Genomic DNA, 25,439 nt, shown 5'->3' on the forward strand with positions numbered 1-25,439 from the left:
ACGGCTGTCTCACGGCTCGCGGCTCAACAGGGAGGGGCACCATCGTCATGGGACGTCACAGCTTGCCCGACGAGTACGGGGCGGGCGCCGCCGACCCCCGACCCCGCGCGCGCCGGCGCAACGTGGCCATCGCGACGGTGCTCGTACTCACGGTCGCGGCGGGCACGGCGGCCGCGGTCCGCGGTGGCCTGCTCTCCTTCGGCGGCTCCTGCCAGGACCACGCCGTGCGCCTCGAGGTCGCCGCGTCGCCGGACGTGGCACCCGCCCTCAGGGCCACCGCCGACCACGCCCGCAAGAACAACATCACCTCCGACGGCCGTTGCCTCGACGTCAGCGTGACCGCGCGCGAGTCGTACAAGCTCACCGACGCGCTGCGGTCCGGCAAGAAGTCCGACGTCCAGGTGTGGGTGCCGGACTCCGACGTGTGGGTGCAGCGCGTCAGCGAGGACAGCACGGCGACCGATGTGACCAACGCGGGCAACGTCGCGTACTCACCGGTCGGCGTCGCCATGGTCCCGTCGGCCGCGAAGTCCCTGGGGTGGCCCGAGAAGACGTACACCTGGACCGAGTTGGCCGGCGCGACGATGACGAGCGACCGACTGAAACTCGGCGCGGCCGACCCGACGCGCAGTGCGACCGGTCTGCTCGCGCTGACGCAGCTCAGCACCGCCGCGGCGCAGGCCAAGGGCGGGGACACCCAGGCGGCGGCCATGGCGAAGGCCCTCTCGCAGCGCACCTCCGACAGCGACAGCCAGGTCCTGGACACACTCCCCCGCGACTCCTCCGGCACCGAGCAGGGCAATCCGAAGCGCAATCAGGCGCTGATCCTCTCCGAGCAGACGGCGTTCGCGCACAACGCCTCGGCCGACAGCGGCGACGGGCTCGACCTCTTCTATCCCAAGGACGGATCGCCCCAGCTCGACTACCCGTTCACGCTGGTCGACGAGCCACGGCTGAGCACCGACCAGAGTCGCGCCGCCCTGCGCTTCATGACGCTGCTGGGCGAGTCGGAGCCGCAGAAGATCCTGCGGAAGCACGGCTTCCGCACGGACGCCGCGACCGCCTCCAACGCGCTGGTCACCGAGGCCGGCGGCCGCTCCCCGCAGCCGTACGCCCAGGCCTCGGCCGAACCCGCGTCGGCGAAGGCCCTCCAGGAGACCCTCGGCATGTGGACGATCACGGTGCAGAGCGCCCGGATCACCACGGTCGTCGACGCCTCCGCGTCCATGACCGAGCCGGTGCCGGGCACCGACCAGTCCCGTATGGACGTCACCAAGGCATCCCTGCTCCAGGCCCTCGCCACCTTCACCCCCGAGGACGAGATCGGGCTGTGGAAGTTCTCCACGAAGCTCGACGGCGACAAGGACTACCGCGTGCTCGTACCGACGGAACGCCTCGGCGACCGCAAGGGCGGCGGCACCCAGCGGGACAAGCTGTCGGCGGCCTTCAGCGCCCTGGAGCCCGTCCAGGGCGGGGCGACGGGCCTGTACGACACCACGCTGGCCGCGTACAAGGCGGCCATCTCCTCCTATGTGAAGGGGAAGTTCAACGCGCTGGTCATCCTCACCGACGGTGTCAACCAGGACCCGGGCAGCATCTCGCGCTCCAGCCTCGTCGCCCAGCTGCAGAAGCTCACCAACCCGGAGCGCCCGGTTCCGCTGATCGCGATCGCGGTGGGCCCGGACGCCGACAAGGAGGAGGTCGACCAGATCGCCAAGGCGACCGGCGGCTCGGGCCACCAGGTCAACGACCCGTCGCAGATCCACTCGGTGATCCTCAAGGCGATCGTGGCGGCGGGCAGCCAGAGCTGACGCCCTATGGAGGCGAACAACCGAGGACGTCCGCACGCAAGCCCCTCACCCGAGCGGAACCGGCTCCGGCAGCCCCACCGGCCACGTGTGCACGGGCTCCCCGAGGTGCATCAGCTCGCCGTACCGCCGGGTCGTCGCGGCCAGCGCGGCATCCCGCCCGAGCCCCTTCTCCAGGGCCCGGTGGAAGGTGGCGGCCTGCCAGCTGGCGCCGTTCACGCGCAGCCGGCACCGGTCCTCGATCACGCCCAGGTAGAGGTCCCGGTCGGCGGGCTCGACACCCCACGCGTCCAGCCCTGCGGCGGCCAGCGGCAGCAGCTCGTCGCGCACCAGGTTCACGGCGTCCACCTGCGCGGTCCCGCCGTACCGGCCGCGCCGCGGCCACTCCAAACGCGCCTCGATGCCATGACGGCAGGCAGCGTCGAAGTTGGCGGCGGCGGACTCGAACGACAGCCGCGTCCACACGGGCCGCGCCTCCTCGGCCAGCGCGCGCACGAGCCCGTAGTAGAAAGCCGCGTTGGCGATGACATCGGTGACGGTGGGGCCCGCCGGCAGTACCCGGTTCTCGACGCGCAGATGCGGGACACCGTCGGCGATGCCGTACACCGGCCGGTTCCACCGGTACACCGTGCCGTTGTGCAGTACGAGTTCGGCGAGCTTGGGGATGCCTCCGGCGTCGAGGACGGCGAGCGGGTCCTCGTCGTCACAGATGGGCAGCAAGGGCGGGAAGAAGCGCAGGTTCTCCTCGAAGAGGTCGTACGCCGACGAGATCCACCGTTCGCCGAACCAGGTGCGCGGCCTGACCCCCTGCGCCTGCAACTCGGGCGGCCGGGTGTCGGTGGACTGCTGGAACAGCGGGGGCCGCGACTCGCGCCACAGCTCATGACCGAACAGGAAAGGCGAGTTGGCGCCCACCGCGACCTGTGCGGCGGCCACCGCCTGCGCCGCGTTCCACACGTCCGCGAAGCGGCCCGGAGTGACCTGGAGGTGCAACTGCACCGAGGTGCAGGCGGCTTCGGGCGCGATGGACCTCGACGTACAGACAAGGCGTTCCACGCCGTCGATGTCCAGGGCGAAATCCTCGCCGCGGGCGGCCACGATCTGGTCGTTGAGGAGGGTGTAGCGGTCGACGTCCGACAGGTTCGAGGAGACCAGGTCGTTCTGGCCGAGGGTCGGCAGAATGCCGATCATCACTATTCCGGCGTCGACTTCGCTCGCTTTGCGATGGGCATACCCGAGCGAGGTGCGCAGCTCCTCGGCGAGCCGGTCGAATACCCGGCCACCCAATCGGTGGGGGGCAATGTTGACTTCCAGGTTGAACATGGCGAGTTCTGTTTGGAAATCGCGGCTCGCAATCCTTTCCAGTACTTGCGCATTCATCATTCTGGGCATGCCGTCGGGCCCTGCGAGATTCAGCTCGATCTCCAGCCCCATGAGATTCTGCGGACGATCGAACCGCTTCTCCTCCAGCAGCCGCTCCAGCCCCGTCAGACACTGCCGGAGCTTGCCGCGGTAGCGCTGCCGATCGGACAGGTCGAACGGCCCTGCCACGACCTTCTCCCCCATCGAAGTGTCCCTCCTCGGATGGGCAGACCGATGCTCCGGCCCCTGGCGTCCCGGGTCACGGAGGATGATGCCCAGGCAACGCGATCGATAACGCCCTGGAGACACCCTCCGCCCGCTACCCTGTACCGGGTACCCGCGGCACATTCACCGGGCATGATGCAATGTGCAAGTTTCAGCCCGACATGATCTCGTGAAAAACGCCGACGAGAATCGGCCGACCGCTCCGGCGAAGCATTCCGAGGTCATCGCGGCACGTCGGCACAGAATCGGGACGAACCTCGCGTTTCGCCGACCGAATAGTGCCTTGCTCTTCATATTTGGGACGGCTAGACGAAACACCGTCTGAACACGTGTCGTATAAACTCCGCAAACGAGGCAGAGAGTTGGCGCTCGCGGTCCTAGGTCCTGTCGTCAAGGTGACTTACGGCAGGCGACACCCTGTTGGCAGATCCAGACCCCTCGCCCTTCTGACCCCGAGAGCTGACAGCGCCGTCCGCCCCCGCCCTCGCGCCACTGTGCCTGTCGAATGAGAGGCGACCCACCATGCCGCTGCACGTACCCCCGGCTCCCGCGCCCGCCCTGCGCACCGTCCTCACGGCACTCGGTTCCCCCACCGCTGTCCGCGAGGCGCGCACTCCGTCCCTGCGCCTGGCGCAGGGACCCGTCACGCCCGAACTCCCGCTGCCGGTGCACGTCCTGGACCGGATCACTCCCGCGGGCGCCTCCGCCACCCGGCTCGCCGGGTGGCGATTCCTGATCCGCTGCGGGGACCGCTCGGTTGCCGCGGCCGACACCATGCTGACCCCCGACGGCTGGGCCTTCTCGCGCTTCTTCGAGGGCCCGTACATCACCGCCACCGAACGCGCCCTGCGCCAGGCGGAGACCATGCAGCAGCCGTACCAGGCACGTCTGTTGTCCGTGCCCGAGCTCTACATGCTCACGCTCTGGCTGCACGGCGACTGCGCCGCGGACGGCGCCACCGGCCATCCGGCCGCCACCGATCTCCTGGTCCCGCTGGCGCCCGCCCCGCCAGGCATCGCCGCGCACCGCCCGCACCGCGTCGCCGAACTGCTGCCGGTGCTCACCCTCCGGGTCACGCGCGCCCCGCTGCGGAGCTCCCCCGCGGAAGTCCCCGCATAGGTCCGCGCACAAGCAAAACATCCGTGCCCCGCCGCCGTTTTCCCGGCCGCGGGGCACGTTGCTCGTTAGGGCCGCACCCCGCTCGTACGAGGGAAAACGTGCCGCTCAACCCGACCGGACTAGCCCCTTTCGGTCACCTCGAACCACCCGAAGGGGCAGTGCGGTTGGAATGAACCGACCGCACGGGTGATGCGTCATCAACCTGTGAGAAGCGGTGCCGCTAAATCCCTGCGGATTCACGCCCGTAGGGCAACACTGGGTTCCAGACCACACACCAACGGGGGGCGGCCATGACCACATCGAGCCGCGGGACAGACACCACAGCCATCACTCACATCTCAACCCAGCGAAAGATCCCATCCATGTGCCAGCACCAGCCACCCTGTCCGTCAGCCGAATCAGCCGACCGGGAGTCCGCCCGTCTCGTGGCGCACCACCCGGAGCAGGGATGGAGCCTGCTGTGCAACGGCGTTCTGCTCTTCGAGGACACCGGTGAGCTCCTGCCGGACGGCCAGATCATCGCCCCGCACCGCCCCATGGGCAGCGAACACGTGATGACGGCCGCCTGAGCCGCACAACCGGGTGGCCTCACCAGCGAGCCACCCAGACATAAGAGGGGCCGGCCCGGAGACGTACTCTCCGAACCGGCCCCGACGCATGTCCGAGGGTGATCACTCCCCGTAGCCGTCCAAGTCCCGAGCGCTGATCAGTCCTCGTAGGCGTCCAGCGGCGGGCAGGAACAGACCAGGTTCCGGTCGCCGTACGCCTGGTCGATGCGGCGCACCGGCGGCCAGTACTTGTCCGCGGCCGAGACGCCGGCCGGGAAGACGGCCTCCTCACGCGTGTAGGCGTGCTCCCAGTCCCCGCCGAGCGCGGCGGCCGTGTGCGGCGCGCCCCGCAGCGGGTTGTCATCCGCCGCCCACTCGCCCGAGCCGACTTTCTCGATCTCCGCGCGGATCGCGATCATCGCGTCGCAGAACCGGTCGAGCTCGCCCAGGTCCTCGGACTCGGTCGGCTCGATCATCAGCGTGCCGGCCACCGGGAACGACATCGTCGGCGCGTGGAAGCCGTAGTCGATCAGGCGCTTGGCGATGTCGTCGACGGTGACGCCGGTCGCCTTGGTCAGCGGGCGCAGATCGATGATGCACTCGTGCGCGACGAGCCCGCCCGGACCGGTGTAGAGCACCGGGTAGTGCGGCTCCAGGCGCTTGGCGATGTAGTTGGCGGACAGCACGGCCACCTGAGTGGCCCGCTTGAGGCCCTCGCCGCCCATGAGCCGGACGTACGCCCAGGAGATCGGCAGGATGCCCGCGGAGCCCCAGGGAGCGGCCGAGATGGGGCCGACACCGGTCTTGGGACCGGCCGCGGGCTGCAGCGGGTGGTTCGGCAGGTACGGCGCCAGGTGCGCGCGCACACCGACCGGGCCGACGCCCGGACCGCCGCCGCCGTGCGGGATGCAGAACGTCTTGTGCAGGTTGAGGTGCGAGACGTCACCGCCGAAGTGGCCCGGCTTGGCGAGGCCCACCAGCGCGTTGAGGTTGGCGCCGTCGACGTAGACCTGACCGCCCGCCTCGTGCACCTGCGCGCAGATGTCGGCGACATGCTCCTCGAACACACCGTGCGTCGAGGGGTACGTGATCATCAGCACCGCCAGCTCGTCGCGGTACTGCTCGATCTTGGCGCGCAGGTCCTCGACGTCGATCTCGCCGTCGTCGGAGGTCTTCACGACGACGACCTTCATGCCGGCCATCACGGCGCTCGCGGCGTTCGTGCCGTGCGCGGAGGACGGGATGAGGCAGACGGTGCGCTGCTCGTCGCCATTGGCACGGTGGTAGCCGCGTACCGCCAGCAGACCGGCCAGCTCACCCTGCGAACCGGCGTTGGGCTGCAGCGACACGTTGTCGTACCCGGTGACCTCGGCGAGCCGCTCCTCCAGCTCACGGATGAGCGTGAGGTAGCCCTGCGCCTGCTCGGCGGGCGCGAAGGGGTGCAGCTGACCGAACTCGGGCCAGGTGACCGGCTCCATCTCCGTGGTCGCGTTGAGCTTCATCGTGCAGGAGCCCAGCGGGATCATTCCGCGGTCGAGCGCGTAGTCGCGGTCGGAGAGCTTGCGCAGGTAGCGCAGCATCGCGGTCTCGGAACGGTACTGGTGGAAGACCGGGTGCGTGAGGTAGTCGTCGGTCCGCAGCAGCGCGGCCGGCAGCGTGTCCTGCGCCGTCGCGTCCAGCGCCTCGACGTCACCCTTGACACCGAACGCCGTCCACACGGCGCCCAGTTGCTCGCGCGTGGTGGTCTCGTCGCAGGAGAGCGACACGTGGTCGGCGTCCACGAGGTGGAGGTTGACACCGCCCTCGCGCGCGGCGGCGACGGTCTCAGCGGCCTTGCCCGGCACCCGCACGGTCAGCGTGTCGAAGTACGCGCCGTGCACGACCTCGACCCCGCCCGCCGTCAGACCCGCGGCGAGGATCGTGGCATAGCGGTGCGTACGGCGCGCGATGGTCTTCAGACCATCGGGACCGTGGTACACGGCGTACATGCCGGCCATCACGGCGAGCAGCACCTGAGCCGTACAGATGTTGCTGGTCGCCTTCTCGCGGCGGATGTGCTGCTCACGCGTCTGCAGGGCGAGGCGGTACGCCTTGTTCCCGTCCACGTCGACGGACACGCCGACGAGTCGACCCGGCAGGCTGCGCGCGAAGGTCTCGCGCACCGCCATGTATCCGGCGTGCGGCCCGCCGAAGCCCATCGGCACACCGAAGCGCTGCGTCGTACCGACCACGATGTCGGCGCCGAGCTCGCCGGGCGAGGTGAGCAGAGTCAGGGCCAGCAGGTCGGCGGCGACGGTGACGACCGCGCCCATCCCGTGCGCCTGCTCGATGATCGGCTTGAGGTCGCGCACGGCACCGGAGGCGCCCGGGTACTGGACAAGTACGCCGTTGATCTCACGCTCGGCGATCTCGGCGGGGATGCCTTCGCTGAGGTCAGCGACGACGACCTCGACGCCGGTCGGCTCGGCGCGGGTCTGGATGACGGCGATGGTCTGCGGCAGCGCGTCCGCGTCGACCAGGAACAGACCCTTCTTGTTCTTGCCCATGCGCCGGGACAGCGCCATCGCCTCGGCGGCGGCGGTGCCCTCGTCGAGCAGCGAGGCACCGGAGGTCGGCAGCCCGGTCAGCTCGGCGACCACGGTCTGGAAGTTCAGCAGCGCCTCGAGACGGCCCTGCGAGATCTCCGGCTGGTACGGCGTGTACGCGGTGTACCAGGCCGGACTCTCCATGACATTGCGCAGGATCACCGGCGGTGTGAACGTGCCGTAGTAGCCGAGGCCGATCATCGAGTCGAGCACCTGGTTGCGGTCCGCGAGGGAGCGCAGCTCGGCCAGTACCTCGGCCTCGGTGCGCGCGCCCGGCAGGTCCAGGGCGTCGGCGTTCTTGATGACGTCCGGGACCGCGGCGGCCGTCAGCTCGTCGAGCGAGCCGTATCCGACCTGCGCGAGCATCTTGGCCCATGCCTCGGAGTCGGGCCCGATGTGGCGCTGCTCGAAGGGGATTCCCTGTTCGAGCTCGGAGAGCGGAATGCGGTGGGCGGTCATTGCGGAGGCCTCCTGGTCTGACGCGACCTTCGAGGGGCACCCCGGCACGGGTACCCCGACGGCCTCCCCCTCTGTCATCTCAACCTGAGAGCTTCACCGGCCCGTCCGCTGACGACCCGGTTTTCACCGTCGGTGAGAGCGGAGGCCATCGACACCCGCCCTGCTTTCCAGAGTGACCTCGTCCGTGCGGTACGTGAGCCTGAGAGATTCCGGGGAGGATTTGCTCCTTCGGCGCCTCCGATGAAGTCTGGAGGACTCTCCCGCACGGGGTCAGCAGCCGCCTGCCAGCCTACCAGCGAGGACAAGACACGAGCCTTCGAGTGGCCGCCCTCCTGAATGTGCTCTTTTGTAGTGCTTACGGATGAGTTGCGACCAAGAGGAGGGCCCGTGCAGACCGACATCGATCCGCGCAACCTGATCGGCCGCAAGGCGTTCGACCGCAATGGCACCAAGATCGGCACGATCGACGAGGTCTACCTCGACGACGCGACGGGGATCCCGGAGTGGGCGGCCATACGCACGGGCCTGTTCAGCAGGGACGCCTTCGTGCCCCTGGAGCCCAGTGAACTCGTCGAGGGCACCCTGCGCATCCCCTTCGACCGAGCCCTGATCAAGGACGCCCCCGACTTCGGCGTCGGACGCCACCTCTCACCCGAGCAGGAACTCCAGCTCTACCACCACTACGGTCTCGACGTGGCACCCCCTCCGCCGCCGCCGGACCGGGACTTCGGCCGACTCGCGGGCTCGGAGGACACCTGAGGTCCGGGGTCCGAAACCCGGGGCCCCGGCTCCTGCGGTCTTCGCTCCACCAGGGGCAGCGGATCCGCCGGCTCCAGCTGTGGATCGTCGGTCCGGAACGTCCGTACCCGCCCGGGCCCTGCTGAGTAGGGCGTCTCGAACCGCACCGTGACCCGCCCAAGGCCGCTGCCCTGCACCCACCCGTGCCCGTACTCGGCATGCCGCACATCGTGCCCCGCGGGCCACCGCCGCTCAGCGGGCGGCACATGCTCCTCGGCGGACTCCTGCGGCGTCTCCTCAGCGGAATGCTCCAGGACCACCTGCTCTCCCGCGGCGGCCTGCGCCTGTGCGAACAGGTCCTCCTGCGTGTAGTCGGCGAGCCCGGACACGCCCACACCCAGCAGTCGCACGCCACCGGTCGTGTCCACCGCCTCCAGAAGCCGCGCGGCGGCCTCCCGTACGACCGTGGGGTCGTCCGTCGGCCCCCGCAGCGTCTCGGACCGGGTCAGCGTCGAGAAGTCGTACCTGCGCACCTTCAGGACGATGGTCCGCCCCGACAGCCCGGCCCCGCGCAGCCGCCCCACACACCGGTCGGCGAGCCGCTGCACCTCCAGACCGACCCGCACCCGGTCATGGATGTCCACGTCGTACGTGTCCTCGACCGACACCGACTTGGTCTCCCGCTCGGCCACCACGGGCCGCTCGTCGTGGGCCAGCGCCATCGCGTACAGAGCGTGCCCATGGGCCTTCCCCAGCAGCCGTACGAGCTCGTCCTCGCCCGCCTCGGCGATCTCGTCGACGGTGGTGATCCCGGCACGCCGCAGATGGTCACCAGTCGCGGGCCCCACGCCCGGCAGCGTCCGCACCGACATCGGCCCGAGCAGCGCACGCTCGGTCCCCGGCTCTATCAGCACAAGGCCGTCGGGCTTGGCCTGCTCCGAGGCAATCTTCGCGAGCATCTTCGAAGCCGCGAGACCCACCGATCCCGTGAGGCCTGTGACGGCCCGGATGTCCGCGCGCAGCTTCACCCCTGCCAGCCGCGCCGAGCCCTCGTCCCAGGCCGTTCCCCCCGCCTCCAGGTCCACGAAGGCCTCGTCCAGGCTCAACGGCTCCACCAGGGGCGACAGGGCCCCCAGCAGCCCCATCACCTGCTCGCTGACCTCCCGGTAGAGCCCGAAGCGCGGCACGAGATACGCGGCGTTCGGCGCGAGCCGGCGCGCCTGGGCCATGGGCATCGCCGAGTGCACTCCGAAGACGCGGGCCTCGTACGAGGCGGTGGCGACGACTCCGCGCGGCCCGAGCCCGCCCACCACGACCGCTTTGCCGCGCAGGCTCGGCTTGGATGCCTGCTCCGCCGAGGCGAAGAAGGCATCCATGTCGAGATGCAGGATCGTGGGCGCGGTTCTCACATCTCCGATGCTGCCCTACGCCACTGACAATGCCCCGGTACGGCCCGCGCCCGTGGACCTCGCCCGTCGCGGCCGACTCCCCTGCGGCCCCGCCCGGGCCTCAGACGGCCCGGTTGCGGCGTCGCGCCAGCTCGTCCGTAGGGTTGTGTCCGACGAGCGTCTCGCCGGTGTCCACGCGCTCTCCGTGCAGCTGCGAGAGCGCGCTCTCGACGTCCCGCCACACCACACCCACGGCGATCCCGAAGACACCCTGGCCACCCTGCAGCAGCGCGTGGACATCGTCGGGGGACGTGCACTCGTAGACCGTCGCGCCGTCGCTCATCAGCGTCATCCGCTCCAGGTCCCGGAAGCCTCGCTCCCTGAGGTGCTGGACCGTGGTGCGGATGTTCTGCAGCGACACCCCGGTGTCGAGGAACCGCTTGACGATCTTCAGGACGACCACGTCCCTGAAGCTGTAGAGGCGCTGCGTGCCCGACCCATAGGCGGGCCGCACACTCGGCTCGACCAGGCCGGTCCGCGCCCAGTAGTCGAGCTGCCGATAGGTGATGCCCGCGGCGGCGCACGCCGTGGGACCTCGGTAGCCGATCTCCTCGGAAACCGCCCCTCCCTCGCCGGGCACTGCCGTCGGCCGCCGCGGAATGTGATCGGCCGCGCTGCCGTGAAGCGGGTACGGGCCGCTCTCCCCCAGACCGCGTCCGGGGGCACCCCCAGCCGTACCGTCGCCGCTGCTTCTCACGCCGACCTCCGTCCTTGACCTGCCTTCTCGACGGTAGGCAGTCACCAGGGGCGCGTCAACGATCGCCACACTCGGCACGCCGAGTGATAATCACCCTAGGAGTGGTTTCCCGTGCCCCACCGCGGGGAAAGGCTAGCCGAATGCTCTTGGAGCGGACCGGGGCGCACCACACTGGCCGCAGGCAATTGCCGCCCGGAACGTGCTGACGCTTCAGGTCGTCACTGGCTATTGGTCCCGAAGTCCTCGGGCGAGATCTGGTCGAGGAATTCGCGGAACTTCTCCACCTCGTCCTCCTGCTCGTCCGGGATCGCGATGCCGGCGTCGTCGAGCACCCCGTCGCTGCCGTAGATCGGCGTCCCGGTGCGCAGGGCCAGCGCTATGGCGTCGGACGGCCGCGCACTCACCTCGACCCCGCTGGCGAACACCAACTCCGCATAGAAGACGCCCTCACGCAGGTCCGTGATGCGTACTTCGGTGAGCTCCTGGCCGACGGCCTCCAGCACGTCCTTGAACAGGTCGTGGGTCAGCGGTCGCGCGGGGGCCATGCCCTGCTGGGCGAAGGCGATCGCCGTCGCCTCCCCCGGTCCGATCCAGATGGGGAGGTAGCGGTCGCCTCCCACTTCACGCAGAAGCACGATCGGTTGGTTGGAGGGCATTTCGACCCGGACACCTACGACATCGAGCTCGTTCACACAGTAACCCTAGGCCGTGCCCGGGACGTTTGGGTAGTCGGGCACAGAACGGGTGGACGATCCACAGCCTGGGTGGGCGCCCCGGATCAGGGCAAACGCACGCCGAGCGCGGTCTGCACCAGCGCCGCGTGCAGTTTCACCGCGAGCCCCGCCAGCTCCTTCGTACGGGCCTCCGCGTGTGCCCTGGTCTGTGGATTGCGGTGGCGGCGCAGCGGGGCCACCACTTGGTCCACAAGGCCCGCCTCGCGGTCGGCCGCGGCTTTCATCGCGCGCAAATGGCGCGGCTCGATCCCGAACCGCCCCAGCTCGACGACGAGCGCGGCGACGGTCACCGCCTCGGCGTCGTACGCACCGTCCGGAAGCGGCGCGATCAGCCCGTACGACTCCCACTCCTCGAGTTCCTGCTCACCGATCTCCGCGGCCGCCAGCAGCTCGGCACGGCCTACGCGGGCCGCCGTGGGCGCCTCGGGCTCTCCGAAGAGCTCACCGAGCGGCTCACCGTCGCCGGAATCGCGCTGGCGCCCCACGGACGGGAGCCGCACCGGCTCACCGCGCTCCAGGGCGTCCAGATGCTCGCGGATCACTTTCAGCGGCAGATAGTGGTCCCGCTGCATCCTCAGGACGTGACCGAGGCGCTCGACGTCGTTCGCGCTGAACTTGCGATATCCCGAGGGGGTTCGCTGCGGCTCGATGAGCCCCTCCGACTCCAGGAACCTGATCTTGGAGATGGTGACTTCGGGGAACTCGTCACGCAGCACGTTCAGCACCGCGCCGATGCTCATCAGCCCACTGTCCGCGGCGGCGGTGCCGCTGCCGGCACCGCCGCTCGGTCTTTGAAGCATGGACCTTCCTGGGGGTCCCCCCGGACGGAGTCCGGGGGAGGGTCAGATACCCCGCTGGCTCGCGTAGAAGACCAGCCGGTACTTGCCGATCTGCACCTCGTCACCGTTCGACAGAGCGACCTGGTCGATCCGCTCTCGGTTGACGTACGTGCCGTTCAGGCTGCCGACGTCGGCCACCGTGAACGAGCCGTCCGCGGCGCGGCGGAACTCCACATGGCGGCGCGACACGGTCACGTCGTCCAGGAAGATGTCGCTCTGCGGATGACGCCCGGCCGTGGTCAGCTCGCCGTCCAGCAGGAAGCGACTGCCCGAGTTCGGGCCACGGCGCACCACCAGGAGCGCCGAGCCGAGAGGCAGCGCGTCGACGGCCGCCTGCGCCTCCGGGGAGAGCATCGGCGAGGGCGTCTGGCCCGTCACCTCGGCGTCGTAGGCCTCAAGGCCCGAAATGGAGATCGTGGACGTCGTCTCGGACGGACGCTCCGCACCGCCCCGCAGCGGCGCACCACAGTTGGAGCAGAAGCGGCTGTTCTCCGCGTTGCGGTTACCGCACCTCGTACACACCAGGGCCGACATGGACGGATCCTCCTGCCGCGGCTGCCCACCAGGGGCATGGGACGCGTACGGGTCGGAGGCAAACCCTCCACCCGTACTTGAGGCTGACGGTTCCCCGAAACCTATGCGGCCGGACTGGGAAGGGTCAACAGACGGCGCGCCCTGACCACCGGAAATGTCACCGACCTGGTCCCGGAACAGTGGGCGGTCGCCGCCCTGGCCCTCCACGTCTCCATGGCGCGGTGCGCGGTGGCGGGCAGTCGCATTGTCACCGCTGCCCTCTCGCGCGCTCTTGCCGAACAACTTCGCAAACAACTTCACGGGCGATTCCCCTTGACCGAAACAGACCCGCCCGTGGGGCAGGACGAACCCTGATTGAACACACCGGTCGACCCGGACATCCTCACAACGTCCGTATCCACCAGACAGTTTCCACCACGCACCACCCATTCGGTGCGCCGACCCCCCGCAACCTCATGCCCTCGCCGGGCGCCCCCCATGCGGCCCCGGCTCACTGGGAGGACGACCGAGCGTAGTCAGGCCGCTTCGCGGGTCGCAAGGCGTCTACAACGATCTTCGTCGAGCGGTCCACCGTGACGGTGGCCTGCTCCTTCTCCATTGTCTGCACCACGCCTCCGGGGATGTTGAGCGCCGGTTCCAGGTCCTGCGGCTTGCCGATGACCTTGAAACGGTAGGGCTGGGTGATCTTGTTCCCGTCGACCTTCACTCCGCTGCCGGAGTCCGTCAGATAGGTGCTGGCGACGACGCGTACGCCGTTCACCTGGATCGCCTCCGCGCCGGCCGCGCGCAGCTCCTGGATCGCGTCAAGCAGCATGTCCGCCTTGACCGTCCCCTTCGTGTCGTCGATCGTCAGGGTGATGCCGGGTCCCTGCGCAGCCACGGTTCCCGCCAGAATGCCGAGTTGCTTCTCCTTCTCGACCGTCTGCTTGCGAGCCTCCTCGGCCTGGTCCGAGCTGTTCTCCAGCTCGGTGCGCTGATCTTCGAGACCCTGCTTCTCGTCCTCAAGACGCTGAGTTCGGTTGTCGAGTTCATCGAGGATGCGGACGAGATCTTCCTGACGTGCGCCGCGCAGGGCGCTGCCGCTGTCGCTGTTGGAGGCGACCTGGACGGCCAGACCGAAGCCGAGGCCGAACAGCAGCACGGCGACGATGAGTTGCGCGCGGGTCACGCGCGGCGGCCACAGACCCTTGACCATTCGCTGCCGGCCGGTCAGCGACGGTTCGGCATCCTCATCGCGCTTGCCCGGCTCGGAACCCTCGCGAGCCGCCGCGGGCACCTCGTCGGGCAGTTCCTTGCGCAGCCGGTTCTCCGGGGTCTCAGCAGGCTGGGGGGTCTGCGAGGGCTGTGGGGTCTCCTCCTCGTTGCTCATCGGCCTCACGCCCGGAAGACGTGCCGGCGGATCGCCGCGGCGTTGGAGAAGATACGGATGCCGAGGACGACCACGACACCCGTGGAGAGCTGGGCGCCCACGCCCAACTTGTCGCCCAGGAAGACGATCAGCGCGGCCACGACCACGTTCGACAGGAACGACACCACGAAGACCTTGTCGTCGAAGATGCCGTCGAGCATCGCGCGCAGGCCTCCGAACACGGCGTCCAGCGCCGCCACGACTGCGATCGGAAGGTAAGGCTCGACAACCGCCGGAACCTCGGGCCGGACCAACAATCCAGCCACGACTCCCACGACGAGGCCCAGTACGGCGATCACGATGTGCCCTTCTCTGTGCTCGGCTGTGCTGTACGTACGATCACACTCGGTGCGGCGGACAACCGGATGTCGTCCTCGACGGAAATGCTGGTCCGGATGCCGAAGTTCTCCTGCAGGGCGTGCAGATACAGCCCGTCGGCGCTGTTCTGGAACCTGGTGCTGAGCCGCTTGCCGTCCCCCACCGCGAGCACCGTGTACGGCGGCACCAGCGGCTTGTTGTCGACCAGTATCGCGTCACCCGCGGCCCTGATCGCCGACAGGGCCGTCAGCCGCTGTCCGTTGATCGCGATGGCCTCGGCGCCCGACTCCCAGAGCCCGTTGACGACACGCTGCATGTCACGGTCGCGCACGCGTCCGGTGTCGGAGAACCCGGAGGTCTCCCGCGGATTGCCGTCGCCGCCCGTGCTGGCTTCCTTGGCGTCGTTCACGACGAGCTTCACGCCGGGCCCGTGCACATCGGTGGCGCCCGACAGGATGCTCACCAGGTCGGCCTGCTCGCCGCCGTTCTTCTTGAGCGCCTCGCGCTGCCTCGCGCTCACATCGGCACGCAGGGTGTCGACATTGCTCTCGAGCTTGTCGGCGGCAGTGGTCTCTCGCTCGATGCGGTCGATGAGCTCCTGGCGCTCCTTGGCGACGACCGGGGCCGCGATCCGCGCGTTCGCCGCCCCCACGGTCACCACGAGGGCCGCGAGCACCAGACCGGCGGCGAGACCGAGCTTCGCCCGCACCGTCTTCGGCATGCCACCGCCGCCCTCGGCCTTCTTACGGGCGGCCGCCTCGGCGTATCCGTCATCGAGGCTGTGGTCCATGACGTTGGTGAGCAGCGACATGGAGGCGTCCGGGCGCGAGGGGCGCGGAGCGCTGCTCCGAACGGGGGGCTGCTGCGGCATGCCGCACATCGTCGCACGTCGCGGGCGATACCTCCGAATGGCCCCACCGGCGTGCCGGACAGGCCCCCTTGGGGGCACTTGTCCGGCACGCGCGCGTGCTGGGTGTTTCAGCGACCGGCGCTGTCCACGACGGCCGCCCACTCGTCGAGCAGGGCCTCCGCGGAGGCGTCGTCGGGCCCTTCGGCCCACAGATGGGTGACGGCTTCGGCGGGGTCCGGGAGCACCATCACCCAGCGTCCGTCCGTCTCCACGACCCGTACGCCGTCGGTCGTGTCCACGAAGCGGTCTCCGGCCTCTTCCACGACCCGACGCATCACAAGTCCCTTCACGGCCCAGGGAGTCGCGAGATCGCGCTTGAGGACGTGCGCCCGCGGAATCCGCGCGTCGATCTGGCTGAGCGTGAGCTGCGTCCGCGCCACCAGCCCGATGAGTCGTACGAAGGCGGCCGCGCCGTCGAACACGCCGCTGAACTCGGGAATGATGAAGCCACCGCGCCCGTCGCCGCCGAAGATCGTCGACTCCTCGCGCCCGACCCGCGTCAGATCATCGGGAGACGTGGTCGTCCACTCCACCTGCGTGCCGTGGTACGCCGCCACCTGCTCGGCGATCCGCGTGGTGGTCACCGGCAGCGCCACCCGCCCACTGCGCCGCTCCGCGGCCACCAGGTCGAGCATGACGAGCAGGGCCCGGTCGTCCTCGACGATCCGCCCCTTCTCGTCGACGAGCGAGAGCCGCTCACCCACCGGGTCGAAGCGCACCCCGAACGCCGCCCGCGCGGACGCGACGATCTCTCCGAGCCGCACCAGACCGGCCCGCCGGGTGTCCGCCGTCTCCGTAGGCCTCGACTCGTCGAGCCCCGGGTTGATGGTCAGCGAGTCGACTCCGAGCTTGCCCAACAAGCTGGGCAGGACGAGGCCGGCGCTGCCGTTCGAGGCATCCACGACCACCTTGAGCCCGGATTCCGCGATACCGCTGGTGTCGACATTCCTCAGCAGCGACCCTGTGTACGAGTCGAAGACGCTGGACGGGAAGTGCAGATCCCCGATCTCACCGGGGAACGCACGCCGGTACTCCTGCCGCGCGAACACACGGTCCAGCTTCCGCTGCCCACCCTGCGACAGGTCCGCGCCCGCTCCGTCGAAGAACATGATGTCGACGGAGTCCGGCACACCGGGCGTCGTCCTGATCATGATCCCGCCCGCACTGCCCCTGGCGGTCTGCTGCCGGGCCACCGGCAGCGGTACGTTCTCCAGGTCGCGTACGTCGATGGCGCTGGCCTGCAATGCCGAGATGACCGCCCGCTTCAGCGCGCGAGCTCCTCGGGAGTGGTCGCGGGCCGTGGTGACGGTGGAGCCCTTCTTGAGGGTGGTCGCGTACGCTCCCGCGAGGCGCACCGCGAGCTCCGGGGTGATCTCCACATTCAGGATGCCGGACACGCCACGGGCGCCGAAGAGATGCGCCTGACCCCGCGACTCCCAGATCACCGAGGTGTTGACAAAGGCGCCGGCCTCGATGGTCTTGAACGGGTATACGCGTACGTTGCCCTGAATGATCGATTCTTCGCCGACGAGGCATTCGTCGCCGATGACGGCACCGTCCTCGATCCGCGCGGCTCGCATGATGTCGGTGTTCTTGCCGATGACGCAGCCGCGCAGATTGCTGTGCTGGCCTATGTACACGTTGTCGTGCACGACGGCCCGGTGCAGGAATGCTCCGGTCTTGACGACGACATTGGAACCGACGACGGTGTGCTCGCGAATTTCGGCGTTGGCCTCGACCTTGGCGTAGTCCCCGATGTAGAGCGGTCCGCGCAGTATGGCGTCGGGGTGCACTTCGGCGCCCTCGGCGACCCATACGCCCGGGGAGATCTCGAAGCCGTCGATCTCGACGTCGACCTTGCCCTCCAGGACGTCGGCCTGCGCCTTCACATAGCTCTCGTGCGTACCGACGTCTTCCCAGTAGCCCTCGGCGATATAGCCATAGATGGGCTTGCCTTCCTTCATCAGCTGGGGGAAGACATCACCGGACCAGTCGACGGAGACATCGGCCTCGACATAGTCGAAGACCTCGGGCTCCATGACATAGATGCCCGTGTTCACGGTGTCCGAGAAGACCTGCCCCCAGGTCGGCTTCTCCAGGAAGCGCTCGACCTTGCCCTCTTCGTCCACGATGGTGATGCCGAATTCGAGGGGGTTCGGTACGCGCGTCAAACAGACGGTGACGAGCCCACCCTTTTCCTTGTGGAAATTGATGAGGTCGGTGAGATCGAAGTCGGTCAGAGCATCACCGGAGATGACGAGGAAGGTGTCGTCCTTCAACGCCTCCTCGGCGTTCTTGACACTCCCGGCGGTACCGAGTGGCTTCTCCTCATTGGCATAGGTGAGCTCCATACCGAGCTCCTCGCCATCACCGAAGTAGTTCTTGACCAGTGATGCCAAGAACTGGACAGTAACGACGGTCTCGTTGAGCCCATGCCTTTTGAGCAGCCTGAGCACGTGCTCCATGATCGGGCGGTTCACCACCGGCAGGAGCGGCTTGGGCATGCTTGAGGTCATGGGACGAAGGCGTGTGCCTTCGCCTCCGGCCATCACGACGGCCTTCATGTCGGAAGCGTCCTCCTTGAAGAGACGACGGTCTAGCCGACTTCACCCGTCCAGATTGTCCCGCACATTTCGTCCGCGGGCCAACGAGCCACTACAGCCCGCTATCGGCGAGCTCAATCGGCCATGGTGTCCGCCCTGACAAGACGGCGGACCTGAACCACGTAGAGGATCCCTGCCCACCAGTACAGCGTTGTACCCCATCCGGCGAACGCCCATCCGAAAATAGCAGCGAGTGAGGCGATCCATCCACTTGCGTCACTGAGCAGCAGCAACGGGAAGGCGTACATCAAGTTGAACGTGGCAGCCTTGCCAAGGAAGTTGACCTGTGGCGGCGGATAGCCGTGGCGCCTGAGGATGCCCACCATCACCAGCAGAACCAGCTCGCGCGCCAAAAGTACAGCGGTCAACCAGAGCGGAAGAATCTCGCGCCAGGTCAGCCCCACGAGAGTGGACAGAATGTAGAGCCGGTCGGCAGCGGGGTCGAGCAGCCGGCCGAGGCTGCTGATCTGGTTCCAGCGCCGGGCGAGCTTCCCGTCCAGATAGTCGCTGATACCGCTCAGCATGAGCACGAGCAGCGCCCAACCGTCGCTCTTGGGACCGCCGAACTCCGGCCTGAGGATCAGCCACAGGAAGATGGGTACGCCGACAAGGCGCGCCATGCTGAGGATGTTCGGGATGGTGAGGACCCGGTCCGTCTGGACACGGGTCTCCTGGACCTCCACCCGGGGGCCTCCTGTGGGAAACGAGCCAACGATGCCCCCTGACCTTACCCGCAGCCTTCACGCAGTGGTGCGGAGGGGTAGAGAAGCCATCGGAAAACTCCTCGGGAAAACAAAAAAGCTCCGGCTCTTGGGTGATATGCCCAAGAGCCGGAGCTCTAAAAGAAGTTCGGCGGCGTCCTACTCTCCCACAGGGTCCCCCCTGCAGTACCATCGGCGCTGTAAGGCTTAGCTTCCGGGTTCGGAATGTAACCGGGCGTTTCCCTCACGCTATGACCACCGAAACACTATGAAACTGTCAACCGCACCACACCCGGTGGCCCCGGGTATGGGGTTGTTCGTGGTTTCAGAACCAACACAGTGGACGCGAGCAACTGAGGACAAGCCCTCGGCCTATTAGTACCAGTCACCTCCAGCGGTTGCCCGCCTTCCAGATCTGGCCTATCAACCCAGTCGTCTACTGGGAGCCTTAACCCCTCAAGGGGGTGGGAGTCCTCATCTCGAAGCAGGCTTCCCGCTTAGATGCTTTCAGCGGTTATCCTTTCCGAACGTAGCCAACCAGCCATGCCCTTGGCAGGACAACTGGCACACCAGAGGTTCGTCCGTCCCGGTCCTCTCGTACTAGGGACAGCCCTTCTCAAGACTCCTACGCGCACAGCGGATAGGGACCGAACTGTCTCACGACGTTCTAAACCCAGCTCGCGTACCGCTTTAATGGGCGAACAGCCCAACCCTTGGGACCGACTCCAGCCCCAGGATGCGACGAGCCGACATCGAGGTGCCAAACCATCCCGTCGATATGGACTCTTGGGGAAGATCAGCCTGTTATCCCCGGGGTACCTTTTATCCGTTGAGCGACGGCGCTTCCACAAGCCACCGCCGGATCACTAGTCCCGACTTTCGTCCCTGCTCGACCCGTCGGTCTCACAGTCAAGCTCCCTTGTGCACTTACACTCAACACCTGATTGCCAACCAGGCTGAGGGAACCTTTGGGCGCCTCCGTTACTCTTTGGGAGGCAACCGCCCCAGTTAAACTACCCATCAGACACTGTCCCTGATCCGGATCACGGACCCAGGTTAGACATCCAGCACGACCAGACTGGTATTTCAACGACGACTCCACACTGGCTGGCGCCAATGCTTCACAGTCTCCCAGCTATCCTACACAAGCCGAACCGAACACCAATATCAAACTGTAGTAAAGGTCCCGGGGTCTTTCCGTCCTGCTGCGCGAAACGAGCATCTTTACTCGTAGTGCAATTTCACCGGGCCTATGGTTGAGACAGTCGAGAAGTCGTTACGCCATTCGTGCAGGTCGGAACTTACCCGACAAGGAATTTCGCTACCTTAGGATGGTTATAGTTACCACCGCCGTTTACTGGCGCTTAAGTTCTCAGCTTCGCCACCCCGAAGAGTGACTAACCGGTCCCCTTAACGTTCCAGCACCGGGCAGGCGTCAGTCCGTATACATCGCCTTACGGCTTCGCACGGACCTGTGTTTTTAGTAAACAGTCGCTTCTCGCTGGTCTCTGCGGCCACCCCCAGCTCAAGGAGCAAGTCCTCTCACCAGTGATGGCCCCCCTTCTCCCGAAGTTACGGGGGCATTTTGCCGAGTTCCTTAACCATAGTTCACCCGAACGCCTCGGTATTCTCTACCTGACCACCTGAGTCGGTTTAGGGTACGGGCCGCCATGAAACTCGCTAGAGGCTTTTCTCGACAGCATAGGATCATCCACTTCACCACAATCGGCTCGGCATCAGGTCTCAGCCTTGATGTGCGACGGATTTGCCTGCCGCACGGCCTACACCCTTACCCCGGGACAACCACCGCCCGGGATGGACTACCTTCCTGCGTCACCCCATCACTCACCTACTACCACCTTGGGCCGACGGCTCCACCACTTCCCTTTCCCCGAAGGGTCCGGGACGGCTTCACGGTCTTAGCATTAATGGGCTCGATGTTTGACGCTTCACAGCGGGTACCGGAATATCAACCGGTTATCCATCGACTACGCCTGTCGGCCTCGCCTTAGGTCCCGACTTACCCTGGGCAGATCAGCTTGACCCAGGAACCCTTAGTCAATCGGCGCACACGTTTCTCACGTGTGTATCGCTACTCATGCCTGCATTCTCACTCGTGAACCGTCCACCACTGCCTTCCGGCGCGGCTTCACCCGGCACACGACGCTCCCCTACCCATCACAGCCTCCGTTGGGAGTATTGCTGCAATGACACGACTTCGGCGGTACGCTTGAGCCCCGCTACATTGTCGGCGCGGAATCACTAGACCAGTGAGCTATTACGCACTCTTTCAAGGGTGGCTGCTTCTAAGCCAACCTCCTGGTTGTCTGTGCGACTCCACATCCTTTCCCACTTAGCGTACGCTTAGGGGCCTTAGTCGATGCTCTGGGCTGTTTCCCTCTCGACCATGGAGCTTATCCCCCACAGTCTCACTGCCGCGCTCTCACTTACCGGCATTCGGAGTTTGGCTAAGGTCAGTAACCCGGTAGGGCCCATCGCCTATCCAGTGCTCTACCTCCGGCAAGAAACACACGACGCTGCACCTAAATGCATTTCGGGGAGAACCAGCTATCACGGAGTTTGATTGGCCTTTCACCCCTAACCACAGGTCATCCCCCAGGTTTTCAACCCTGGTGGGTTCGGTCCTCCACGACCTCTTACAGCCGCTTCAACCTGCCCATGGCTAGATCACTCCGCTTCGGGTCTTGAGCGCGCTACTATACCGCCCTATTCGGACTCGCTTTCGCTACGGCTTCCCCACACGGGTTAACCTCGCAACACACCGCAAACTCGCAGGCTCATTCTTCAAAAGGCACGCAGTCACGACGCACTGAGTAAACTCAATGCGCGACGCTCCCACGGCTTGTAGGCACACGGTTTCAGGTACTATTTCACTCCGCTCCCGCGGTACTTTTCACCATTCCCTCACGGTACTATCCGCTATCGGTCACCAGGGAATATTTAGGCTTAGCGGGTGGTCCCGCCAGATTCACACGGGATTTCTCGGGCCCCGTGCTACTTGGGTGTCTCTCAAACGAGCCGTTGACGTTTCGACTACGGGGGTCTTACCCTCTACGCCGGACCTTTCGCATGTCCTTCGCCTACATCAACGGTTTCTGACTCGTCCTGTCGCCGGCAGACGACAGAAGAGAGATCCCACAACCCCCCAAGCGCAACCCCTGCCGGGTCTCACACGCTTGAGGTTTGGCCTCATCCGGTTTCGCTCGCCACTACTCCCGGAATCACGGTTGTTTTCTCTTCCTGCGGGTACTGAGATGTTTCACTTCCCCGCGTTCCCTCCACATGCCCTATGTGTTCAGGCATGGGTGACAGCCCATGACGACTGCCGGGTTTCCCCATTCGGAAACCCCCGGATCAAAGCCTGGTTGACGACTCCCCGGGGACTATCGTGGCCTCCCACGTCCTTCATCGGTTCCTGGTGCCAAGGCATCCACCGTGCGCCCTTAAAAACTTGGCCACAGATGCTCGCGTCCACTGTGCAGTTCTCAAACAACGACCAACCACCCATCACCCCCGGTACAACCCGGAGTTCACTGGGGCCGGCACTGAAGGCAGCCGCATTCGGCCGTACCCTCAGACACCCAACAGCGTGCCCGGCACCCTCGCCACTCGTGATCAGCGTTCCACGCCCCGAAGGACAGTACTTGCAGCCCGAGATGACTGAGAGTGCCGAATAATCAACGTTCCACCCATGAGCAACCACCGTCGAACGTGTGCCGACGTAATGGCCCTGGACCACCGAGCAAGCTCGGCGGCCTAGATGCTCCTTAGAAAGGAGGTGATCCAGCCGCACCTTCCGGTACGGCTACCTTGTTACGACTTCGTCCCAATCGCCAGTCCCACCTTCGACAGCTCCCTCCCACAAGGGGTTGGGCCACCGGCTTCGGGTGTTACCGACTTTCGTGACGTGACGGGCGGTGTGTACAAGGCCCGGGAACGTATTCACCGCAGCAATGCTGATCTGCGATTACTAGCAACTCCGACTTCATGGGGTCGAGTTGCAGACCCCAATCCGAACTGAGACAGGCTTTTTGAGATTCGCTCCGCCTCGCGGCTTCGCAGCTCTTTGTACCTGCCATTGTAGCACGTGTGCAGCCCAAGACATAAGGGGCATGATGACTTGACGTCGTCCCCACCTTCCTCCGAGTTGACCCCGGCAGTCTCCTGTGAGTCCCCATCACCCCGAAGGGCATGCTGGCAACACAGAACAAGGGTTGCGCTCGTTGCGGGACTTAACCCAACATCTCACGACACGAGCTGACGACAGCCATGCACCACCTGTCACCCGACCACAAGGGGGGCACCATCTCTGATGCTTTCCGGGTGATGTCAAGCCTTGGTAAGGTTCTTCGCGTTGCGTCGAATTAAGCCACATGCTCCGCTGCTTGTGCGGGCCCCCGTCAATTCCTTTGAGTTTTAGCCTTGCGGCCGTACTCCCCAGGCGGGGCACTTAATGCGTTAGCTGCGGCACCGACGACGTGGAATGTCGCCAACACCTAGTGCCCACCGTTTACGGCGTGGACTACCAGGGTATCTAATCCTGTTCGCTCCCCACGCTTTCGCTCCTCAGCGTCAGTAATGGCCCAGAGATCCGCCTTCGCCACCGGTGTTCCTCCTGATATCTGCGCATTTCACCGCTACACCAGGAATTCCGATCTCCCCTACCACACTCTAGCCTGCCCGTATCGACTGCAGACCCGGGGTTAAGCCCCGGGCTTTCACAACCGACGCGACAAGCCGCCTACGAGCTCTTTACGCCCAATAATTCCGGACAACGCTTGCGCCCTACGTATTACCGCGGCTGCTGGCACGTAGTTAGCCGGCGCTTCTTCTGCAGGTACCGTCACTTTCGCTTCTTCCCTGCTGAAAGAGGTTTACAACCCGAAGGCCGTCATCCCTCACGCGGCGTCGCTGCATCAGGCTTTCGCCCATTGTGCAATATTCCCCACTGCTGCCTCCCGTAGGAGTCTGGGCCGTGTCTCAGTCCCAGTGTGGCCGGTCGCCCTCTCAGGCCGGCTACCCGTCGTCGCCTTGGTGAGCCACTACCTCACCAACAAGCTGATAGGCCGCGGGCTCATCCTTCACCGCCGGAGCTTTCAACCGCAGACCATGCGGTCCGCAGTGTCATCCGGTATTAGACCCCGTTTCCAGGGCTTGTCCCAGAGTGAAGGGCAGATTGCCCACGTGTTACTCACCCGTTCGCCACTAATCCACCCCGAAGGGCTTCATCGTTCGACTTGCATGTGTTAAGCACGCCGCCAGCGTTCGTCCTGAGCCAGGATCAAACTCTCCGTGAATGTTTTCCCGTAATCGGGACGACACCACGAGAGCGGAACCGTCCGAGGAATAATCGAAACAGTTCACAGCGTCCTCGCTGTGCGCCTGCCAGGCATCGCCCGGCAGGACTTTTTCAAAGGAACCTCGTCCCGGCCGATCAGCCGGAGACGGGGTATCAACATATCTGGCGTTGATTTTTGGCACGCTGTTGAGTTCTCAAGGAACGGACGCTTCCTTTGTACTCACCCGAGAAACTCTCTCAGGCTTTCCTCCGGGCGCTTCCCTTCGGTGTTCCAAACTCTATCAGTGTTTCTCTGTCTCTCTGACCACCGTCCTGCGGACATGCAGAACGAGACCCCGAGATAGGATCTGACAAGTTGGGTGCTGCCAGGCAAGGACGCTTGGTTGCGTCGCTCGGCCTCAAGCAGGTGTACGACTCTACATGGGGCCCGGGAGCAGGCGCAAATCGTTTGCGCTGTGCTCTACGGCCGCCAACCGGGACGTCTCATGCGGAACCGGTAGTTCATATGACATACCCTGCTCCACAGTGCGCCGTCCGGGACAGGCAGTGACGGCCCATATAAATCTCCACCCCTGGGAGGCTTCCCATGACCACCGTGACGTCCCCTATTGCAGGACGCGCCATCGGACTCACCGCGGTACCTGATCCCGTGTTCTCCGGGGCGATGGTGGGCCCCGGCACAGCGATCGACCCCGTGCGCGAGCCTTCGGAGGCTGTCGCCCCCGTGGACGGCGTGATTGTGTCGCTTCACCCGCACGCTTTTGTCGTCGTCGACGGCGAGGGTCACGGTGTGCTCACCCACCTGGGTATCGACACCGTACAGCTCAACGGTGAGGGCTTCGAGCTGCTCGTCAACAAGGGTGACACCGTCACGCGGGGTCAGAGCGTCGTGCGTTGGAACCCGGCCGTCGTCGAGAAGGCCGGAAAGTCCCCGGTGTGCCCGATCGTGGCGCTTGAGGCCACCGCCGACTCCCTCTCCGACCTCCAGGAGGACGGAGACACGAAGGCCGGCGACATCCTCTTCACCTGGCGCTGACCTCCAGGCCGTCAAAGACGGCGGCTTGGACAACCACCGCGGCGGCG

17 protein-coding genes, 3 rRNA genes and 1 riboswitch are annotated in these 25,439 nt (G+C 66.2%); of the genes, 5 read left to right on the forward strand and 15 right to left on the reverse strand.

Annotated elements, in window-relative coordinates; translation table 11 throughout:
• Nucleotides 1-47 precede the first annotated feature (47 nt).
• Nucleotides 48-1,811: a substrate-binding and VWA domain-containing protein gene (locus AB5J53_RS09005; RefSeq protein WP_369245095.1), complete on the forward strand. Its 1,764-nt coding sequence runs from the start codon at nt 48-50 to the stop codon at nt 1,809-1,811.
• A gap of 45 nt (nt 1,812-1,856) precedes the next feature.
• On the opposite strand, the gene AB5J53_RS09010 is transcribed toward AB5J53_RS09005, so the two are convergent.
• On the reverse strand, nt 1,857-3,374 hold the full coding sequence (locus AB5J53_RS09010; RefSeq protein WP_369245096.1) for a glutamate--cysteine ligase: 1,518 nt from the start codon (nt 3,372-3,374) through the stop codon (nt 1,857-1,859).
• A 543-nt stretch (nt 3,375-3,917) separates the two neighbouring features.
• On the opposite strand from AB5J53_RS09010, the gene AB5J53_RS09015 reads away from it, so the two are divergent.
• Nucleotides 3,918-4,514, forward strand: a complete 597-nt coding sequence (locus AB5J53_RS09015; protein ID WP_369245097.1) for a hypothetical protein — start codon at nt 3,918-3,920, stop codon at nt 4,512-4,514.
• Nucleotides 4,515-4,876: 362 nt separating this feature from the next.
• Nucleotides 4,877-5,083, forward strand: a complete 207-nt coding sequence (locus AB5J53_RS09020) for a DUF5999 family protein (protein WP_189184557.1) — start codon at nt 4,877-4,879, stop codon at nt 5,081-5,083.
• A gap of 137 nt (nt 5,084-5,220) precedes the next feature.
• Here AB5J53_RS09020 and gcvP read toward each other — a convergent pair whose 3' ends face one another.
• On the reverse strand, nt 5,221-8,106 hold the full coding sequence (gcvP, locus tag AB5J53_RS09025; RefSeq protein ID WP_369245098.1) for an aminomethyl-transferring glycine dehydrogenase: 2,886 nt from the start codon (nt 8,104-8,106) through the stop codon (nt 5,221-5,223).
• Between the two features lie 177 nt (nt 8,107-8,283).
• Nucleotides 8,284-8,379, reverse strand: a riboswitch (glycine riboswitch).
• A gap of 114 nt (nt 8,380-8,493) precedes the next feature.
• Between gcvP and AB5J53_RS09030 the strand changes: the two genes are divergently transcribed.
• The gene (locus AB5J53_RS09030; RefSeq protein ID WP_369245099.1) at nt 8,494-8,865 is read left to right on the forward strand and encodes a PRC-barrel domain-containing protein; all 372 of its coding nucleotides are present in this window, start codon (nt 8,494-8,496) and stop codon (nt 8,863-8,865) included.
• Here the strand turns inward: AB5J53_RS09030 and AB5J53_RS09035 are convergent.
• The 13 genes from AB5J53_RS09035 to AB5J53_RS09095 form a co-directional block, all read right to left on the reverse strand.
• On the reverse strand, nt 8,787-10,253 hold the full coding sequence (locus AB5J53_RS09035; protein ID WP_369245100.1) for a DNA polymerase IV: 1,467 nt from the start codon (nt 10,251-10,253) through the stop codon (nt 8,787-8,789). The two genes, AB5J53_RS09030 and AB5J53_RS09035, sit on opposite strands and share 79 nt — an antisense overlap.
• Nucleotides 10,254-10,353: 100 nt before the next feature.
• A complete protein-coding gene (locus AB5J53_RS09040; protein WP_369245101.1) occupies nt 10,354-10,989 on the reverse strand; it encodes a MerR family transcriptional regulator in 636 nt (211 codons plus the stop codon).
• A gap of 218 nt (nt 10,990-11,207) precedes the next feature.
• On the reverse strand, nt 11,208-11,681 hold the full coding sequence (locus AB5J53_RS09045) for a bifunctional nuclease family protein (protein WP_006123076.1): 474 nt from the start codon (nt 11,679-11,681) through the stop codon (nt 11,208-11,210).
• Nucleotides 11,682-11,767: 86 nt separating this feature from the next.
• The gene (locus AB5J53_RS09050) at nt 11,768-12,523 is read right to left on the reverse strand and encodes a MerR family transcriptional regulator (protein ID WP_369245102.1); all 756 of its coding nucleotides are present in this window, start codon (nt 12,521-12,523) and stop codon (nt 11,768-11,770) included.
• A gap of 42 nt (nt 12,524-12,565) precedes the next feature.
• Nucleotides 12,566-13,525, reverse strand: a complete 960-nt coding sequence (locus tag AB5J53_RS09055; protein ID WP_369245103.1) for an FHA domain-containing protein — start codon at nt 13,523-13,525, stop codon at nt 12,566-12,568.
• 61 nt (nt 13,526-13,586) lie between these two features.
• Nucleotides 13,587-14,465 (reverse strand): DUF881 domain-containing protein, encoded by an 879-nt coding sequence (locus tag AB5J53_RS09060; protein WP_369245104.1) that lies wholly within the window; start codon nt 14,463-14,465, stop codon nt 13,587-13,589.
• 5 nt (nt 14,466-14,470) lie between these two features.
• Nucleotides 14,471-14,803, reverse strand: a complete 333-nt coding sequence (locus AB5J53_RS09065) for a small basic family protein (RefSeq protein WP_003988855.1) — start codon at nt 14,801-14,803, stop codon at nt 14,471-14,473.
• Nucleotides 14,800-15,702, reverse strand: a complete 903-nt coding sequence (locus AB5J53_RS09070) for a DUF881 domain-containing protein (RefSeq protein ID WP_369245105.1) — start codon at nt 15,700-15,702, stop codon at nt 14,800-14,802. Before AB5J53_RS09070 ends, AB5J53_RS09065 begins: the two co-directional genes overlap by 4 nt.
• 98 nt (nt 15,703-15,800) lie before the next feature.
• Entirely contained in the window at nt 15,801-18,296 is a 2,496-nt protein-coding gene (locus AB5J53_RS09075) for a sugar phosphate nucleotidyltransferase (protein WP_369245106.1), read from the reverse strand.
• A 113-nt stretch (nt 18,297-18,409) separates the two neighbouring features.
• Nucleotides 18,410-19,018, reverse strand: coding sequence for a CDP-alcohol phosphatidyltransferase family protein (locus tag AB5J53_RS09080; protein ID WP_369245107.1), 609 nt, complete (start codon nt 19,016-19,018; stop codon nt 18,410-18,412).
• 164 nt (nt 19,019-19,182) lie between these two features.
• Nucleotides 19,183-19,299: ribosomal RNA gene (gene rrf, locus AB5J53_RS09085) — 5S ribosomal RNA — on the reverse strand.
• A gap of 92 nt (nt 19,300-19,391) precedes the next feature.
• Nucleotides 19,392-22,514: ribosomal RNA gene (locus AB5J53_RS09090) — 23S ribosomal RNA — on the reverse strand.
• 314 nt (nt 22,515-22,828) lie between these two features.
• A 16S ribosomal RNA gene (locus AB5J53_RS09095) occupies nt 22,829-24,354 on the reverse strand.
• Together the 16S, 23S and 5S rRNA genes form the textbook arrangement of a ribosomal RNA operon.
• Nucleotides 24,355-24,942: 588 nt before the next feature.
• Here AB5J53_RS09095 and AB5J53_RS09100 point away from each other — a divergent pair.
• The gene (locus tag AB5J53_RS09100) at nt 24,943-25,392 is read left to right on the forward strand and encodes a PTS glucose transporter subunit IIA (protein ID WP_369245108.1); all 450 of its coding nucleotides are present in this window, start codon (nt 24,943-24,945) and stop codon (nt 25,390-25,392) included.
• Nucleotides 25,393-25,439 lie beyond the last annotated feature (47 nt).

It is taken from the genome of Streptomyces sp. R41, assembly GCF_041053055.1.
Taxonomy (GTDB): Bacteria; Actinomycetota; Actinomycetes; order Streptomycetales; family Streptomycetaceae; genus Streptomyces.

What these genes read in the sequence shown, in the direction of transcription:
- AB5J53_RS09005 (WP_369245095.1), top strand. Translation starts at nt 48, where the DNA reads ATGGGACGTCACAGCTTGCCCGACGAGTACGGGGCGGGCGCCGCCGAC.
- AB5J53_RS09010 (WP_369245096.1), bottom strand. Translation starts at nt 3,374, where the DNA reads ATGGGGGAGAAGGTCGTGGCAGGGCCGTTCGACCTGTCCGATCGGCAG.
- AB5J53_RS09015 (WP_369245097.1), top strand. Translation starts at nt 3,918, where the DNA reads ATGCCGCTGCACGTACCCCCGGCTCCCGCGCCCGCCCTGCGCACCGTC.
- AB5J53_RS09020 (WP_189184557.1), top strand. Translation starts at nt 4,877, where the DNA reads ATGTGCCAGCACCAGCCACCCTGTCCGTCAGCCGAATCAGCCGACCGG.
- gcvP (WP_369245098.1), bottom strand. Translation starts at nt 8,106, where the DNA reads ATGACCGCCCACCGCATTCCGCTCTCCGAGCTCGAACAGGGAATCCCC.
- AB5J53_RS09050 (WP_369245102.1), bottom strand. Translation starts at nt 12,523, where the DNA reads ATGCTTCAAAGACCGAGCGGCGGTGCCGGCAGCGGCACCGCCGCCGCG.
- AB5J53_RS09055 (WP_369245103.1), bottom strand. Translation starts at nt 13,525, where the DNA reads ATGGGTGGTGCGTGGTGGAAACTGTCTGGTGGATACGGACGTTGTGAG.
- AB5J53_RS09060 (WP_369245104.1), bottom strand. Translation starts at nt 14,465, where the DNA reads ATGAGCAACGAGGAGGAGACCCCACAGCCCTCGCAGACCCCCCAGCCT.
- AB5J53_RS09070 (WP_369245105.1), bottom strand. Translation starts at nt 15,702, where the DNA reads ATGTGCGGCATGCCGCAGCAGCCCCCCGTTCGGAGCAGCGCTCCGCGC.
- AB5J53_RS09075 (WP_369245106.1), bottom strand. Translation starts at nt 18,296, where the DNA reads ATGAAGGCCGTCGTGATGGCCGGAGGCGAAGGCACACGCCTTCGTCCC.
- AB5J53_RS09100 (WP_369245108.1), top strand. Translation starts at nt 24,943, where the DNA reads ATGACCACCGTGACGTCCCCTATTGCAGGACGCGCCATCGGACTCACC.